The organism is Pseudomonas sp. LB3P31 (assembly GCF_054897945.1).
In genome coordinates this window covers 3,376,426-3,391,419 of record NZ_CM142710.1, presented here as the reverse complement: position 1 = coordinate 3,391,419, position 14,994 = coordinate 3,376,426, and the positions used below count along the sequence as shown (strand labels likewise).

Genomic DNA, 14,994 nt, shown 5'->3' with positions numbered 1-14,994 from the left:
TTTTAAGCGATTAAGAAATATACATATAAATCATGAAGTTACGATTAAATTTAAGCTTGATCCGGAAAAACGGTACACAGCTTATCCACAGAATCTCAGACAACCAGTTGATCGCTTGCCGCAGGTGCCTGTGGCGCTGGTGGCAGCGAACCCATTTCACGCTGCATTTGCTCGTTCCAGCTCTGCACCCGGTCATTGAGTTGAGCAATCGCCCTCGGCCCCGTGCCCTCGGCATACATCGGCTCGCCGATGATAACGGTGATGACACCTTTCTTCTTGGCCCAGCCGGATTTCGGCCAGAACTTGCCGGCATTGTGTGCAATCGGCAGTACCGGGAGTGCAGCGTTTACCGCCAAGGCGGTACCACCGCGTGAAAACTTGCCGATAGTGCCGTAAGGCACGCGGGTGCCTTCAGGAAAAATCAGGACCCATACGCCGTCCTTGAGCAATTCGTCGCCCTTCTTCGCCACGTGCTTGAGCGCCGCCTTGGGATTGTCACGATCAATCGCGATCGGGCGCAGCATGGCCATCGCCCAGCCGAAAAACGGTACGAACAGCAGTGAGCGCTTGAGCACCTGGCTCAAGGGTTCGAAGTAAGCCGAGAGAAAGAACGTTTCCCAGGTGCTCTGGTGGTTCGACTGAATCACGCAAGGCTGGTCAGGAACATTTTGCGCGCCCTTCAATTCATAGCTGATGCCCAGGAACACTTTGCTCAGCCAAAGCGCGCAGCGGCACCAGTACACGTTGATGAAACGATAGCGCGCCTTGAACGGCAGAAACGGCGCGATGAAAAAGCTCAGGCTGCACCAGAGCAGAGAGGTGGTGCCCAGCAACAGATAAAAAAGAAAGGTTCTGATGGCCTGCAGTATCGACATGGCGACATTTACCGTGCGGGCTGTGCCCGTCTATATAAAGCGCACTCCCGATCAGTCCTTGTTCAGGAAAATCGAAAACGCTCTAATTGTGGATAAGTTCTGCGGCAATCGCCGCCAGATCGTCAAAAATCAAGGTGCCCACTGGCAGAGTCTTGCCCAGCGTTTTTTCGCCCTTCCCGGTCTTTACCAACACGGGCTGAGAATCGACGGCTTTGGCGGCTTCCAGGTCACCAAGACTATCGCCGACAAACCAGAGATTTGTCAGCGACGCGTTGTAATGTGCGGCGATGTTTTTCAACATCCCGGGTTTGGGCTTGCGGCAATCGCAACCTTCGTCCGGCCCGTGCGGGCAATAGACGATCAGCCCGACTTCACCGCCCTGCTCCGCCACTAGTGAACGCAAACGCTCGTGCATGGCGTCCAGGGTAGCGATGTCGTAGTAACCGCGAGCAATGCCCGACTGGTTGGTAGCGACCGCCACCGTCCAACCGGCCTTGCTCAACTGCGCGATGGCCTCGATCGAGCCGGGGAGCGGAATCCACTCCTCGACCGACTTGATGTAAGCGTCGGAGTCATAGTTGATCACCCCGTCCCGATCAAGAATCAGCAGCTTCAACAGCAATCCCTCAGCCCAGCAACGAGATATCGGCGACGCCGAGGAACAGGCCTCGCAGACGCGCCAGCAACGCATAACGGTTGGCGCGCACTTTGGCGTCATCCGCGTTGACCATCACCGCTTCGAAGAATGCATCTACCGGCTCACGCAAGGCGGCCAGACGGGCCAGCGATTCGCTGTACTGACGCGCAGCAGCCATCGGCTGGACAGCCTGGTCAGCTTGCTGAATCGCCGAGTAGAGGGAGAACTCGTTGGCGTTATCAAAGTACTTGGCTTCGACGACGGTCGGTACCGAGCCTTCCACCTTGCTCAGCAGGTTCGACACGCGCTTGTTCACTGCGGCCAGGGCTGCTGCTTCCGGCAATTGACGGAAGGCTTGAACGGCTTGCACGCGCTGATCGAAGTCGAGCGCGGAGCCTGGCTTCAGCGCACGCACCGACAGGTAGGTCGCAACGTCCACACCTTCGTCTTCGTAACGGGCACGCAGACGATCGAAGATGAACTCCAGTACCGAGTCGTTCAGGCCGGTAACCTTGACCTTGGTGCCGAACGCATTCACGGCGAATGCCACGGCGTCGTTCAGGTCGAGGTCGAGCTTCTTGTCGATCAGGATGCGCAACACGCCGAGGGCAGCACGACGCAGTGCGTAGGGGTCTTTACTGCCGGTCGGCAGCATGCCGATACCGAAAATACCGACCAGGGTGTCGAGCTTGTCCGCGATGGCCACGGCCGCACCGGTCAGAGTAGTCGGCAGTTCGGCACCGGCACCGCGCGGCATGTACTGCTCGTTCAGCGCCAGGGCGACTTCTTCCGGCTCGCCGTCGTTGAGGGCGTAGTAGTAACCGGCGACACCTTGCATCTCCGGGAACTCACCGACCATCTCGGTCGACAGGTCGCACTTGGACAGCAGGCCGGCGCGAGCCGCCCATGCCGCGTTGCCGCCAATGCGCTGAGCGATGAAGGCGGCCAGTTTGGAAACGCGCTCGGCCTTGTCGTAGACGCTGCCGAGTTTTTCCTGGAACACCACGTTCTGCAGGCGCAGATTGAAGTCTTCGAGTTTCTGCTTCTTGTCCTGCTTGAAGAAGAACTCGGCGTCGGTCAGGCGTGGGCGAACCACTTTCTCGTTACCGGTGATGATCTGCTGCGGGTCTTTGCTCTCGATGTTGGCCACGGTAATGAAACGGGGCAGTAACTTGCCGTCGGCGTCCAGCAGGCAGAAGTACTTCTGGTTGTCCTGCATGGTGGTGATCAGTGCTTCCTGTGGCACTTCGAGGAAACGTTCCTCGAACGAGCACACCAGCGGCACTGGCCATTCAACCAGCGCAGTAACTTCATCCAGCAGGGCTGGCGGCACGATCGCGGTGCCTTCCTGCAAGGTCGCCAGTTCTTCGGTGCGCTTGCTGATCAGGGTGCGACGCTCATCGGCATCGGCCAGCACGTAAGCGGCACGCAGGTCGGACAGGTAATTGGCCGGCGAGGTGATGCGCACGTTTTCCGGGTGATGGAAGCGGTGACCACGGGAATCGCGACCAGATTTCTGGGCGAGGATGGTGCAGTCGATGACCTGGTCACCAAGCAGCATCACCAGCCACTGGGTCGGACGCACGAACTCTTCCTTGCGAGCGCCCCAGCGCATGCGCTTGGGAATCGGCAGGTCGTTCAGGGAGTCTTCGACGATGGTCGGCAGCAGGCTCGCGGTCGGTTTGCCGGCGATGCTTTGGCTGTAGCGCAGTTTCGGACCGCTCTGATCGATTTCGCTCAGGTCGACGCCGCACTTCTTGGCGAAGCCCAGGGCTGCTTGAGTCGGGTTGCCTTCGGCATCGAACGCGGCCTGGCGTGGCGGGCCGTCGAGATTGATGGTGCGATCCGGCTGCTGGGTAGCCAGCGCAGTGATCAGCACAGCCAGGCGACGTGGCGCGGCGTAGACGGTTTTGGTCTCGTAGTTCAGGCCGGCAGCTTGCAGGCCCTTGTCGATACCGGCCAGGAAAGCATCAGCCAAAGCGTTCAGGGCTTTGGGTGGCAGTTCTTCGGTGCCCAGTTCAACCAGGAAATCCAGAGCACTCATTGTGCAGCCTCCAGCTTGGCCAGTACTTCGTCACGCAGATCCGGGGTCGCCATCGGGAAGCCCAGCTTGGCGCGAGCCAGCAGGTAGGCTTGCGCAACGGAACGCGCCAGGGTGCGTACACGCAGGATGTATTGCTGACGCGCAGTGACCGAGATTGCCCGGCGTGCATCCAGCAGGTTGAAGGTATGGGACGCCTTCAACACCATTTCGTAGCTCGGCAACGGCAGCGGCTGGTCGAGTTCGATCAGGCGCTTGGCTTCGCTCTCGTAGAAGTCGAACAGTTCGAACAGCTTCTCGACGTTGGCGTGTTCGAAGTTGTAGGTGGACTGCTCCACTTCGTTCTGGTGGAACACGTCGCCGTAGGTGACCTTGCCCATCGGGCCGTCAGCCCACACCAGGTCGTAGACTGAGTCCACGCCCTGCAGGTACATGGCCAGGCGCTCGAGACCGTAAGTGATCTCGCCGGTCACCGGGTAGCACTCGATGCCGCCCGCTTGCTGGAAGTAAGTGAACTGCGTGACTTCCATGCCGTTCAACCAGACTTCCCAGCCCAGACCCCAGGCGCCCAGCGTTGGCGACTCCCAGTTGTCTTCGACGAAGCGAATGTCGTGGACCAGCGGGTCCAGGCCGACGTGCTTGAGGGAGCCCAGGTACAGTTCCTGGAAGTTGTCCGGGTTCGGCTTCAGGACTACCTGGAACTGGTAGTAGTGCTGCAGACGGTTCGGGTTTTCGCCGTAGCGGCCGTCAGTCGGGCGACGACTGGGCTGCACATAAGCGGCGTTCCAGGTTTCCGGGCCAATGGCGCGCAGAAACGTGGCAGTGTGGAAAGTGCCGGCGCCTACTTCCATATCGTAGGGCTGAAGTACCACACAACCTTGCTCGGCCCAGTATTGCTGAAGGGCGAGGATCAAGTCTTGGAAGGTACGCACGGCTGGCGTAGGCTGGCTCACGAAATTCACCTGTTTCTTGGGCTGCGATTTAAAGAGCGGGAGTATACCCGATTCGGTCCTGCGCACGCCCCCTGGAGCCTTATGCCACGCTGCTTTTGGTGTTCCGAAGATCCGCTGTACATGGCTTATCACGATCAGGAGTGGGGCACGCCGCTTCGCGATGCGCAGGGACTGTTCGAGTTGCTTTTGCTCGAAGGGTTCCAGGCCGGCCTTTCCTGGATCACCGTGTTGCGCAAACGCGAGCGTTATCGCGAGGTGCTGTTTGGCTTCGACGTGCAGCGCGTGGCGCAGATGAGCGATGCGGAGATCGATGAATTAATGCTCGATCCGGGCATCATTCGCAATCGCCTGAAACTCAATGCGGCCCGGCGCAATGCCCAGGCCTGGCTGGCGCTGGAGGACCCGGTCGGGTTTCTCTGGTCTTTTGTTGGCGGCTCGCCGGTGACCCATCATTTCAAGGATCGTACCGAAGTGCCGGCGGTGACGCCGGTCGCGGTGGAAATGAGCAAGGCCCTGAAAAAAGCCGGATTCACGTTCGTCGGACCGACCATTTGTTACGCGCTGATGCAGGCCTCGGGCATGGTGATGGACCACACCCAGGATTGCGATCGTTACGCGACCTTGGCGAACGGCGGTTAGAATGGCCGCCTCGCACACAGCACAAGATCAGGAGTGACCTGTGGATAAGTTTAAAGGCGCCTTGCTGGTAGGCGCTCTGCGGCTGTTTGCCCTGCTGCCTTGGCGGGCAGTGCAGGTGGTGGGCTCGGCCATTGGCTGGGTGATGTGGAAAACCCCTAACCGTTCCCGCGACGTGGTGCGGATCAACCTGGCCAAGTGTTTCCCACAGATGGATCCGGCCGAGCGCGAGCAGCTGGTGGGCCGCACCTTGCGAGACATCGGCAAGTCGCTGACCGAAAGTGCTTGCGCCTGGATCTGGCCGGCGCAGCGCTCTATCGATCTGGTGCGCGAAGTCGAAGGGCTGGACGTGTTGAAAGAGGCCTTGGCCTCCGGCAAGGGTGTCGTCGGGATCACCAGCCACCTGGGCAACTGGGAAGTGCTGAACCATTTTTACTGCAGCCAGTGCAAGCCGATCATTTTCTATCGGCCGCCGAAGTTGAAAGCGGTGGATGATCTGCTGCGCAAGCAGCGGGTGCAATTGGGCAATCGGGTGGCGGCGTCCACCAAGGAAGGCATTCTCAGCGTGATCAAGGAAGTGCGCAAAGGCGGCGCGGTAGGAATTCCGGCCGACCCGGAGCCGTCCGAGTCCGCCGGGATCTTCGTGCCGTTCTTCGCCACCCAGGCGCTGACCAGCAAATTTGTGCCGAACATGCTGGCCGGGGGCAAGGCGGTCGGCGTATTCCTGCATGCCCTGCGGCTGCCGGACGGTTCGGGTTACAAGGTGATTCTTGAAGCCGCGCCCGAGGCGATGTATAGCACCGACACCGAGACTTCCTGCGCGGCCATGAGCAAGGTGGTGGAGCGCTATGTTGCGGCGTATCCAAGCCAGTACATGTGGAGCATGAAGCGCTTCAAGAAGCGCCCGCCGGGTGAAGAACGTTGGTACTGATGCGTCGCGGATAACCCATAGGAGCTGGCGCAGCCTGCGATCTTCTGATCTTGATTTGAAAAAATCAAAAGATCGCAGGCTTCGCCAGCTCCTACAAAAGCCTTACAGGCGGTCGAGTTTTTTCAGGAATACCGTCATTTCTTTTTCCGCCTGCTTGTCGCCATGCGCACGGGCGGCTTCCAGACCTTTTTCCCATGCGTGTCGGGCGGCTGCAATGTCAGCCTGCGCCAGCTGCGCCTTGCCCAGCAGCTTCCAGGCCGCCGAATACTTCGGATCGAACTCCACGCATCGCTGGAAATGTTCGGCCGCCTTGGCGTTTTCCCCAAGATCCAGATAACCCTTGCCCAGGCCAAAGCGCAGCAGAGCGTTATCCACACCCTTGGCGAGCATTTTTTCCAGGGATTCGAGCATGGGGCATTCCTCGGATTGATTTGTGATCATGAGATTGTCATCGCGGGCAAGCCTTGCTCCCACAGGATTGTGGTTCGACCCCTGTGGGAGCAAGGCTTGCCCGCGATGAGGCCAATGAAATCAAAGCAAGCATTGGCTCAGAATCAGAAGAAGCTCAGCCCCACATGGAACAGCTTCTCCACATCGCGGATATGCTTTTTATCCACAAGGAACAGGATCACATGGTCCCCGGCTTCGATCACCGTGTCGTCGTGAGCGATGATCACTTCTTCATCGCGGATGATCGCGCCGATGGTCGTACCCGGTGGCAGACCGATGTTCTCGATGGCCTTGCCGATGACCTTGCTCGATTTAGCATCACCATGGGCAATTGCTTCGATGGCCTCCGCCGCACCCCGGCGCAATGAATGCACACTGACGATATCGCCGCGGCGGACGTGGGCGAGCAAAGTGCCAATGGTGGCCAGTTGCGGGCTGATGGCGATATCGATGTCGCCGCCCTGGATCAAATCCACGTAGGCCGGGTTGTTGATGATCGTCATCACCTTCTTTGCGCCCAGGCGCTTGGCCAGCAGCGAGGACATGATGTTGGCTTCATCGTCGTTGGTCAGGGCCAGGAACAGGTCGGCGTCGGCGATGTTTTCTTCCAGCAGCAGATCGCGATCCGAGGCGCTGCCCTGCAACACCACGGTACTGTCCAGGGTGTCTGACAGATGCCGGCAGCGTATCGGGTTCATTTCGATGATCTTGACCTGATAGCGGCTTTCGATCGCCTCGGCCAGACGCTCGCCAATCTGTCCGCCACCGGCGATGACGATGCGCTTGTAGGTTTCATCCAGGCGGCGCATTTCGCTCATCACTGCGCGGATGTTCGCCTTGGCGGCGATGAAAAATACTTCGTCGTCGGCCTCGATCACGGTATCGCCCTGGGGCAGGATCGGCCGGTCGCGACGGAAAATCGCCGCGACGCGGGTTTCGACGTTCGGCATGTGTTCACGCAACTGCCGCAGCTGCTGGCCTACCAGCGGTCCACCGTAGTAAGCCTTCACCGCCACCAGTTGCGCCTTGCCTTCGGCAAAGTCGATGACCTGCAGCGCGCCTGGATGCTGAATCAGGCGCTTGATGTAGTTGGTCACCACTTGTTCCGGGCTGATCAGCACGTCCACCGGAATCGCATCGTTGTCGAACAGTTCGGAGCGGGTGAGGTATGCCGCTTCACGCACCCGGGCGATCTTGGTCGGCGTGTGGAACAGGGTGTGGGCCACCTGGCACGCCACCATGTTGGTCTCGTCGCTGTTGGTCACTGCCACCAGCATGTCGGCGTCGTCCGCGCCAGCCTGGCGCAGCACCGTAGGCAATGAACCGCGACCTTGTACGGTACGAATGTCCAGCCGGTCGCCGAGGTCGCGCAGGCGTTCGCTGTCGGTGTCGACCACGGTGATGTCATTGGCTTCGCTGGCCAGATGTTCTGCCAGCGAACCGCCCACCTGCCCTGCGCCGAGGATGATGATTTTCATCCAGTCACTCCCTTAAAACCGGTTAACCGCGCGCGGCGGCGATCTTGATCAGCTTGGCGTAGTAGAACCCGTCATGCCCGCCTTCCTGGGCCAGTAACTGGCGACCATGGGCCTGCTTGATGCCCGCCGCCGTGGCGAGATCGAGCTCACGGGCGCCCGGTGTACGGGCGAGGAAGGCTTCGATGACTTCAGTGTTTTCGGTCGGCAATGTGGAGCAGGTGGCGTACAGCAGGATGCCGCCTACCTCCAGCGTTATCCACATGGCGTCCAGCAGCTCACCCTGAAGCACTGCGAGTGCGGCAATGTCGTCCGGTTGGCGGGTCAGCTTGATGTCCGGGTGACGGCGGATCACGCCGGTGGCCGAGCACGGCGCGTCGAGCAGGATGCGCTGGAACGGTTTGCCGTCCCACCAGGTGGCGGTGTCACGGCCGTCGGCGGCGATCAGTTCGGCGCTCAGGCCCAGGCGTGCGAGGTTTTCCCGCACGCGCACCAAGCGCTTGGCTTCCAGGTCTACTGCGACCACGCCGGCCAGCTGGGGCTCGGCTTCAAGGATATGGCAGGTCTTGCCCCCGGGAGCGCAGCAGGCGTCCAGTACCCGCTGGCCTGGCGCCAGGTCGAGGAGATCGGCCGCCAGTTGCGCCGCTTCGTCCTGCACGCTGATCCAGCCCTCGGCAAATCCTGGCAGGCTGCGCACATCGGCTGCGGCATCGAGAATGATGCCATCCGGGCTGTAGACACATGGGCTGGCGGCGATGCTCGCCTCGTTCAGCAGACCGAGGTAGGCGTCGCGGCTGTGATGGCGGCGGTTGACCCGCAGAATCATCGGCGGATGCGCGTTGTTCGCTGCGCAAATGGCTTCCCACTGCTCTGGCCAGAAAGCCTTGAGGGATTTCTGCAGCCAGCGTGGGTGGGCAGTGCGCACCACCGGGTCGTGCTCCAGTTCTGCCAGCAGCGCTTCGCTTTCACGCTGGGCGCGGCGCAGCACGGCGTTGAGCAGAGCCTTGGCCCAGGGCTTCTTCAGCTTGTCCGCACAACCGACGGTTTCACCGATGGCAGCATGGGCGGGCACGCGGGTGTAGAGCAACTGGTACAGGCCGACCAGCAACAGCGCCTCGACATCGGCGTCCGCCGCCTTGAAGGGCTTCTGCAGCAGCTTTGCCGCGAGTGCCGACAGGCGTGGCTGCCAGCGCGCGGTGCCGAACGCCAGGTCCTGGGTGAAGCTGCGATCGCGGTCCTCAACCTTATCCATCTGGGTGGGCAGTGAGCTGTTGAGAGAGGCCTTGCCATTCAGGACGGCTGCGAGCGCCTTGGCGGCGGCGAGACGCGGGTTCATTGAGCGTCCGCCGCTTGACCGAGGACGGTGCCGCTGGCGAATTTCTCGCGACGGCTGTTGAACAGGTCGCTGAAGTTCAGCGCCTTGCCACCGGGCAATTGCAGGCGCGTAAGGCACAACGCCTGCTCGCCGCAGGCGACAATCAGGCCGTCCTTGCTGGCGCTGAGGATTTTCCCCGGGCCACCCTGCCCTTCAGCGAGGCTCGCGGCCAGGACCTTCAGCGCTTCGCCGTTAAGCGTACTGTGGGTAATTGGCCACGGATTGAAAGCGCGGACCAGGCGTTCCAGCTCAACCGCCGGGCGACTCCAGTCGATGCGCGCTTCGTCCTTGTTTAATTTGTGCGCGTAGGTGGCGAGGCTGTTGTCCTGCACTTCGCCTTCCAGCGTACCGGCGGCGAGGCCGGCAATCGCCTGGATCACTGCCGGGGGACCCAGTTCGGCCAGACGGTCGTGGAGGCTGCCGCCAGTATCTTCACCAGTGATCGGTGTGCTGACTTTGAGCAGCATCGGCCCGGTATCGAGCCCCAGCTCCATGCGCATCACGGTGACACCGCTTTCGCTGTCACCGGCTTCGACAGCGCGCTGGATCGGCGCCGCACCGCGCCAGCGCGGGAGCAGGGAGGCGTGACTGTTGATGCAGCCCAGGCGCGGAATATCCAGGACCACTTGCGGCAGGATCAGGCCGTAGGCAACCACCACCAGCAAGTCCGGCTTCAACGCAGCCAGTTCGGCCTGGGCGTCTTCATTGCGCAGGGTTGGCGGCTGCAACACCGGGATATGGTTTTCAAGGGCGAGCTGCTTGACCGGGCTTGGCATCAGCTTTTGCCCACGGCCCGCCGGACGGTCCGGCTGGGTGTAGACCGCGACGATCTCGTACGGGCTGGCGAGCAGCGCCTTGAGGTGTTCGGCGGCGAATTCCGGGGTGCCGGCAAAGACGATGCGCAGTGGCTCAGTCATGGGAGCAATCTCTGAAAAGAAAAAGGCTTGCCGCAGCAAGCCTTTGAAAGGAGGGCATCAAGCGTTCTGGCGATGGAGCTTTTCCAGTTTCTTCTTGATTCGGTCACGTTTTAGATTGGAGAGGTAGTCGACGAACAATTTGCCGTTGAGGTGGTCGCATTCATGCTGGATGCACACGGCGAGCAGGCCTTCGGCGATCAGTTCGTAAGGCTGGCCGTCGCGGTCCAAAGCCTTGACCTTGATCTTCTGCGGGCGATCGACGTTTTCGTAGAAGCCCGGCACCGAGAGGCAGCCTTCCTGATACTGCTCCATCTCGTCGGTCAGCGATTCGAACTCGGGGTTGATGAATACCCGGGGGTCGGTACGGTCTTCGGAAAGGTCCATCACGACGATACGTTTGTGCACGTTGACCTGGGTCGCGGCGAGGCCGATGCCTGGCGCTTCATACATTGTTTCAAACATATCGTCGACCAACTGACGCACTTCGTCGTCCACTACGGCCACAGGTTTGGCGATAGTGCGCAGGCGCGAGTCGGGAAATTCGAGGATGTCTAAAATGGCCATAAGCTTATTTGCTGCACGTGTGAGGTAAAGTCGGGTCGATGGCCTGGCGGGTCCGAAGATGCAGGCTACCGTTGTGAAGCGTAGCTTCCTTGTTCTTTTCGGTAAAGAATCGGAAGCGAGCCACGAGGGCTCTGGCGTTTCACGCGAACGCACATAATAAAGGGATTCACCGCATGAGGAAATCACTACTCGCCCTGCTCCTTCTGGCTTCGGCCGGTTTAGCGCATGGGCAAGTGCAACTCAGGGAAGGTTTTCCACAGCAATACACCGTGGTTACCGGGGACACACTCTGGGACATCTCTGGCAAATTCTTGCGCGAGCCCTGGAAATGGCCGGAGTTATGGCAGGCCAATCCACAGATTGAAAACCCCAATCTGATTTATCCGGGCGACTCGCTGTCGCTGGTCTACGTCAACGGCCAACCGCGCCTGACCCTCAATCGCGGCGCTTCCCGGGGCACCATCAAGCTGTCGCCGCGGATTCGCAGTTCGCCAGTAGCGGATGCGATCCCGAGCATTCCGCTGCAAGCGATCAACAGCTTCCTGCTCAGTAACCGCATCGTCGACAAGGTCGAGGACTTCGACAAGGCGCCCTACATTGTTGCAGGAGATGCCGAGCGCGTGCTCAGCGGCACCGGGGACCGAATCTTTGCCCGCGGGCAATTCGATCCGAATCAGCCGGTGTACGGCATCTTCCGTCAGGGCAAGGTCTACACCGACCCGGACAGCAAGGAATTTCTCGGGATCAACGCGGACGATATCGGCGGTGGCGAGATCGTAGCCACCGAAGGCGATGTCGCCACCCTCGCGCTGCAACGGACCACCCAGGAGGTGCGCCTGGGTGATCGCCTGTTCAGCGGCGAGGAGCGTTCGATCAATTCTACCTTCATGCCCAGCGCGCCAAAGACCGACATCAAGGGCGTGATCATCGACGTACCGCGCGGGGTAACCCAGATTGGCGCGATGGACGTGGTAACGCTGAACAAGGGACAGCGCGACGGACTGGCCGAGGGCAACGTGCTGGTGGTGATGAAGACCGGCGAAACCGTACGGGACCGGATCACCGGGCAGCCGTTGAAGATCCCCGATGAGCGCGCCGGGCTGCTGATGGTTTTCCGCACCTACGACAAGCTCAGCTACGGCTTGGTGCTCAATGCTTCGCGGTCGTTGGCGGTGATGGATAAAGTTAGAAATCCGTAAGCCTGCTTCACAAGTTACCAACAGACTTATCCACAGCTTATGCCCGATTGAACGGGCATCATAACGATCAAGGATGATCCATGACATTGCCTGCTGCAGCAGCGCTATCCCCTGCCGAACTGGAGGCGCGTCTGCGTCTGCATCGCTTGCCTGAGCTAGGTCCGGCGCGGTTCAAAAAACTGCTCGAGGCCTTTGGCTCGGCTTCAAAAGCCCTGAGCGCGCCGGCCACTGCGTGGAAATCTTTGGGGCTGCCTTTTGCTTGCGCCGAGGCGCGTCGCGATCCTGACGTGCGCGATGGCGCTTACCACGCATTGGCCTGGTTAGAGCATCCGGGCCAGCATTTACTGATGTTGGGCCAGCCTGACTACCCGGCGCTGCTGGCGGAAATCAACGATCCGCCGCCCTTGTTATTTGTCGCCGGCGATCCCGGCATTCTGGAAATGCCGCAATTGGCGATGGTCGGCAGTCGTCGCGCGTCACGTCCGGGGATGGACACGGCGGCCGCTTTCTCGCGCAGTCTGGCCGGTGCCGGTTTTGTCATCACCAGTGGTCTGGCGTTGGGCATTGATGCCGCCGCGCACCAGGCGGCGCTGGATGTGGGCGGGCGAACGGTCGGGGTACTTGGCACGGGACTTGAAAAGTTTTATCCACAGCGCAATCGAAGGCTGGCCGACGCGATGATCGCCTCTGGTAGCGCAGTGGTTTCAGAGTTCCCGCTGGACGCTCCGCCGACCGCAGGCAACTTTCCACGGCGCAACAGAATCATCAGCGGTTTGTCCCTTGGCGTGCTGGTGGTCGAGGCGAGTGTTGCCAGTGGCTCATTGATTACCGCCAGGCTGGCGGCGGAGCAAGGCCGTGAGGTGTATGCGATTCCCGGATCGATTCATCATCCCGGGGCGAAGGGCTGTCATCAGCTAATCCGCGACGGCGCAATGCTGGTGGAAACCATCGAACACATTCTCGAAGCGTTGCGCGGCTGGCAACAGTTGTCGTTTTCCACAACTGCGCCGGTGGTGACGCATCCACTGCTAGTGCTGCTTCACGCGGCGCCGCACACCAGTGAGTCGTTGGCGATCAGCTGTGGCTGGGCATTGCCCAAAGTATTGGCGGCGTTGACGGAGCTGGAAATGGACGGTCGCGCGGTCTGTGAAAGTGGGCGCTGGTTTGCGCGGGTGAGCTAGGTTTTATAAGGAAGATCGGTAAAATGCGCAGAGCCTTATTCCGGAGAGTTTTTCATGGTCAACAGTTGGCGTGTGCAACAAGCTGCGCAAGCCGTTCGCTCAGGCGCGGTGATTGCCTATCCAACCGAAGCAGTCTGGGGCCTGGGTTGCGACCCATGGGACCAGAACGCTGTGGAGCGTTTGCTGATGATCAAGGGGCGGTCCATGGAGAAGGGCCTGATCCTGGTCGCCGACAACATTCGCCAGTTCGACTTCCTGTTTGAAGATTTCCCCGAGTTGTGGATGGACCGCATGGCCAGCACTTGGCCGGGGCCAAACACCTGGCTGGTGCCGCATCAGAATCAACTGCCGCTGTGGATTACCGGCAAGCATGAGACGGTGGCATTGCGGGTGAGTGATCATCCGCAGGTGCGGGATTTGTGTGCGCTTACTGGTCCGTTGGTGTCGACTTCAGCCAACCCGCAAGGTCGGCCGGCGGCGCGCACGCGGATTCGCGTGGAGCAGTATTTCCGTGGGCAGGTGGATTATATTTTGGGCGGGAATTTGGGTGGGCGCAGGAATCCTAGTGTGATTCGGGATCTGGCGACCGGGAATGTCATTCGTCCGGATTGAGACCGAGTTATCGTTCATCGCGGGCAAGCCTTGCTCCCACAGGGTTTCTGTCTCCCACAGAATCTGTGAACAACCACAGACCTGTGGGAGCAATGCTTGCCCGCGATGGCGTCCTTATGGCAGCAGAATTGTCGAGCCGGTAGTACGCCGCGCCGATAACTCGGTCTGCGCCTTCGCCGCCTCAGCCAACGAGTATTTCTGGCTGATATTCACCTTCAACTTGCCGCTGCTGATCATCTCGAATAACTCGTCCGCCATGCGCTGCAGGTTTTCGGCGTTGTTGGCATAGGTCGCCAGTGTCGGTCGGGTTACATACAGCGAACCCTTCGCCGATAAAATCCCCAGGTTCACCCCGTCCACCGCCCCCGACGCATTGCCGAAGCTCACCACCAGCCCGCGCGGCGCTGCGCTGTCGAGCGATGTCAGCCAGGTGTCCTTGCCCACACCGTCATACACCACCGGCACTTTTTTCCCGTCGGTCAACTCCAGCACGCGCTGCGCAACATTTTCATGGCTGTAGTCGATCGTCGCCCAAGCACCATTGGCTTTGGCCAACGCGGCTTTTTCCGGGGAGCTGACGGTGCCGATCAACTTCACGCCCAGGGACCTGGCCCACTGGCACGCCAGCGAACCCACTCCCCCGGCGGCGGCGTGGAACAGAATGGTTTCGCCACCCTTGAGCTCATAAGTCTGACGCAACAGGTACTGCACCGTCAGACCCTTGAGCATCACCCCGGCTGCCTGCTCGAAGCTGATCGAATCCGGCAGGTGCACCAGGTTGGCTTCCGGCAGCACATGCAGATCGCTATAGGCGCCCAACGGCCCGCTGCCATAAGCCACCCGGTCGCCGACCTTGAAGCGCGTGACTTCACTTCCTACCGCATCGACCACGCCCGCACCTTCCGCGCCCAGGCCCGATGGCAAGGCCGGTGGCGCGTACAGTCCGCTGCGGAAATAGGTGTCGATGAAGTTCAGGCCGATGGCCTTATTGCTCACACGGACTTGCTGTGGCCCGGGCTCGGCCGGCTGATAATCGACATACTCAAGCACTTCGGGGCCGCCATGGGCACTGAACTGGATACGCTTTGCCATCAGAACTCTCCTGGGGATCGTTTTGCTAAGCCCCCTATCGGACTCCTAAGCTTGAT

At 60.4% G+C, this 14,994-nt stretch carries 15 protein-coding genes; 5 read left to right on the top strand and 10 right to left on the bottom strand.

Going from position 1 to position 14,994, the window contains the following annotated elements:
* Positions 1-95: 95 nt before the first annotated feature.
* The 4 genes from ACYZTK_RS15315 to glyQ all read right to left on the bottom strand — a co-directional run bounded on the left by ACYZTK_RS15315 (position 96) and on the right by glyQ (position 4,506).
* Positions 96-875 carry a lysophospholipid acyltransferase family protein gene (locus ACYZTK_RS15315; protein WP_462010666.1) on the bottom strand — a complete coding sequence of 260 codons (780 nt, stop codon included), beginning with the start codon at positions 873-875 and terminating at the stop codon, positions 96-98.
* 82 nt (positions 876-957) lie between these two features.
* Positions 958-1,497, bottom strand: a complete 540-nt coding sequence (gmhB, locus tag ACYZTK_RS15310; RefSeq protein ID WP_462010665.1) for a D-glycero-beta-D-manno-heptose 1,7-bisphosphate 7-phosphatase — start codon at positions 1,495-1,497, stop codon at positions 958-960.
* Between the two features lie 4 nt (positions 1,498-1,501).
* Positions 1,502-3,556: a glycine--tRNA ligase subunit beta gene (gene glyS / locus ACYZTK_RS15305; protein ID WP_462010664.1), complete on the bottom strand. Its 2,055-nt coding sequence runs from the start codon at positions 3,554-3,556 to the stop codon at positions 1,502-1,504.
* A complete protein-coding gene (glyQ, locus tag ACYZTK_RS15300; protein ID WP_008155694.1) occupies positions 3,553-4,506 on the bottom strand; it encodes a glycine--tRNA ligase subunit alpha in 954 nt (317 codons plus the stop codon). The genes glyS and glyQ overlap by 4 nt, the downstream gene beginning before the upstream one ends.
* A gap of 81 nt (positions 4,507-4,587) precedes the next feature.
* Between glyQ and tag the strand changes: the two genes are divergently transcribed.
* Together tag and ACYZTK_RS15290 are read left to right on the top strand one after the other, a co-directional pair.
* Complete coding sequence (gene tag / locus ACYZTK_RS15295; RefSeq protein ID WP_462010663.1) at positions 4,588-5,145, top strand: DNA-3-methyladenine glycosylase I; 558 nt, start codon at positions 4,588-4,590, stop codon at positions 5,143-5,145.
* A 40-nt stretch (positions 5,146-5,185) separates the two neighbouring features.
* Positions 5,186-6,073 (top strand): lysophospholipid acyltransferase, encoded by an 888-nt coding sequence (locus ACYZTK_RS15290; protein WP_462010662.1) that lies wholly within the window; start codon positions 5,186-5,188, stop codon positions 6,071-6,073.
* Positions 6,074-6,175: 102 nt separating this feature from the next.
* On the opposite strand, the gene ACYZTK_RS15285 is transcribed toward ACYZTK_RS15290, so the two are convergent.
* The 5 genes from ACYZTK_RS15285 to def form a co-directional block, all read right to left on the bottom strand.
* Positions 6,176-6,484 carry a tetratricopeptide repeat protein gene (locus tag ACYZTK_RS15285; protein ID WP_462010661.1) on the bottom strand — a complete coding sequence of 103 codons (309 nt, stop codon included), beginning with the start codon at positions 6,482-6,484 and terminating at the stop codon, positions 6,176-6,178.
* Between the two features lie 143 nt (positions 6,485-6,627).
* Positions 6,628-8,001 carry a Trk system potassium transporter TrkA gene (trkA, locus tag ACYZTK_RS15280; protein WP_462010660.1) on the bottom strand — a complete coding sequence of 458 codons (1,374 nt, stop codon included), beginning with the start codon at positions 7,999-8,001 and terminating at the stop codon, positions 6,628-6,630.
* 22 nt (positions 8,002-8,023) lie between these two features.
* Positions 8,024-9,334 carry a 16S rRNA (cytosine(967)-C(5))-methyltransferase RsmB gene (gene rsmB / locus ACYZTK_RS15275; RefSeq protein ID WP_462010659.1) on the bottom strand — a complete coding sequence of 437 codons (1,311 nt, stop codon included), beginning with the start codon at positions 9,332-9,334 and terminating at the stop codon, positions 8,024-8,026.
* Positions 9,331-10,290, bottom strand: a complete 960-nt coding sequence (fmt, locus tag ACYZTK_RS15270) for a methionyl-tRNA formyltransferase (RefSeq protein ID WP_462010658.1) — start codon at positions 10,288-10,290, stop codon at positions 9,331-9,333. The genes rsmB and fmt overlap by 4 nt, the downstream gene beginning before the upstream one ends.
* A 57-nt stretch (positions 10,291-10,347) precedes the next feature.
* On the bottom strand, positions 10,348-10,854 hold the full coding sequence (def, locus tag ACYZTK_RS15265) for a peptide deformylase (protein WP_462010657.1): 507 nt from the start codon (positions 10,852-10,854) through the stop codon (positions 10,348-10,350).
* A gap of 173 nt (positions 10,855-11,027) precedes the next feature.
* On the opposite strand from def, the gene ACYZTK_RS15260 reads away from it, so the two are divergent.
* From ACYZTK_RS15260 to ACYZTK_RS15250, 3 genes are all read left to right on the top strand, one after another.
* Complete coding sequence (locus ACYZTK_RS15260) at positions 11,028-12,053, top strand: LysM peptidoglycan-binding domain-containing protein (RefSeq protein ID WP_462010656.1); 1,026 nt, start codon at positions 11,028-11,030, stop codon at positions 12,051-12,053.
* An 80-nt stretch (positions 12,054-12,133) separates the two neighbouring features.
* Positions 12,134-13,234 carry a DNA-processing protein DprA gene (dprA, locus tag ACYZTK_RS15255; protein ID WP_462010655.1) on the top strand — a complete coding sequence of 367 codons (1,101 nt, stop codon included), beginning with the start codon at positions 12,134-12,136 and terminating at the stop codon, positions 13,232-13,234.
* Between the two features lie 54 nt (positions 13,235-13,288).
* Positions 13,289-13,846 (top strand): L-threonylcarbamoyladenylate synthase, encoded by a 558-nt coding sequence (locus ACYZTK_RS15250; protein WP_462010654.1) that lies wholly within the window; start codon positions 13,289-13,291, stop codon positions 13,844-13,846.
* Positions 13,847-13,960: 114 nt separating this feature from the next.
* On the opposite strand, the gene ACYZTK_RS15245 is transcribed toward ACYZTK_RS15250, so the two are convergent.
* Positions 13,961-14,938, bottom strand: a complete 978-nt coding sequence (locus ACYZTK_RS15245) for an NADPH:quinone reductase (protein WP_462010653.1) — start codon at positions 14,936-14,938, stop codon at positions 13,961-13,963.
* Between the last annotated feature and the right edge of the window lie 56 nt (positions 14,939-14,994).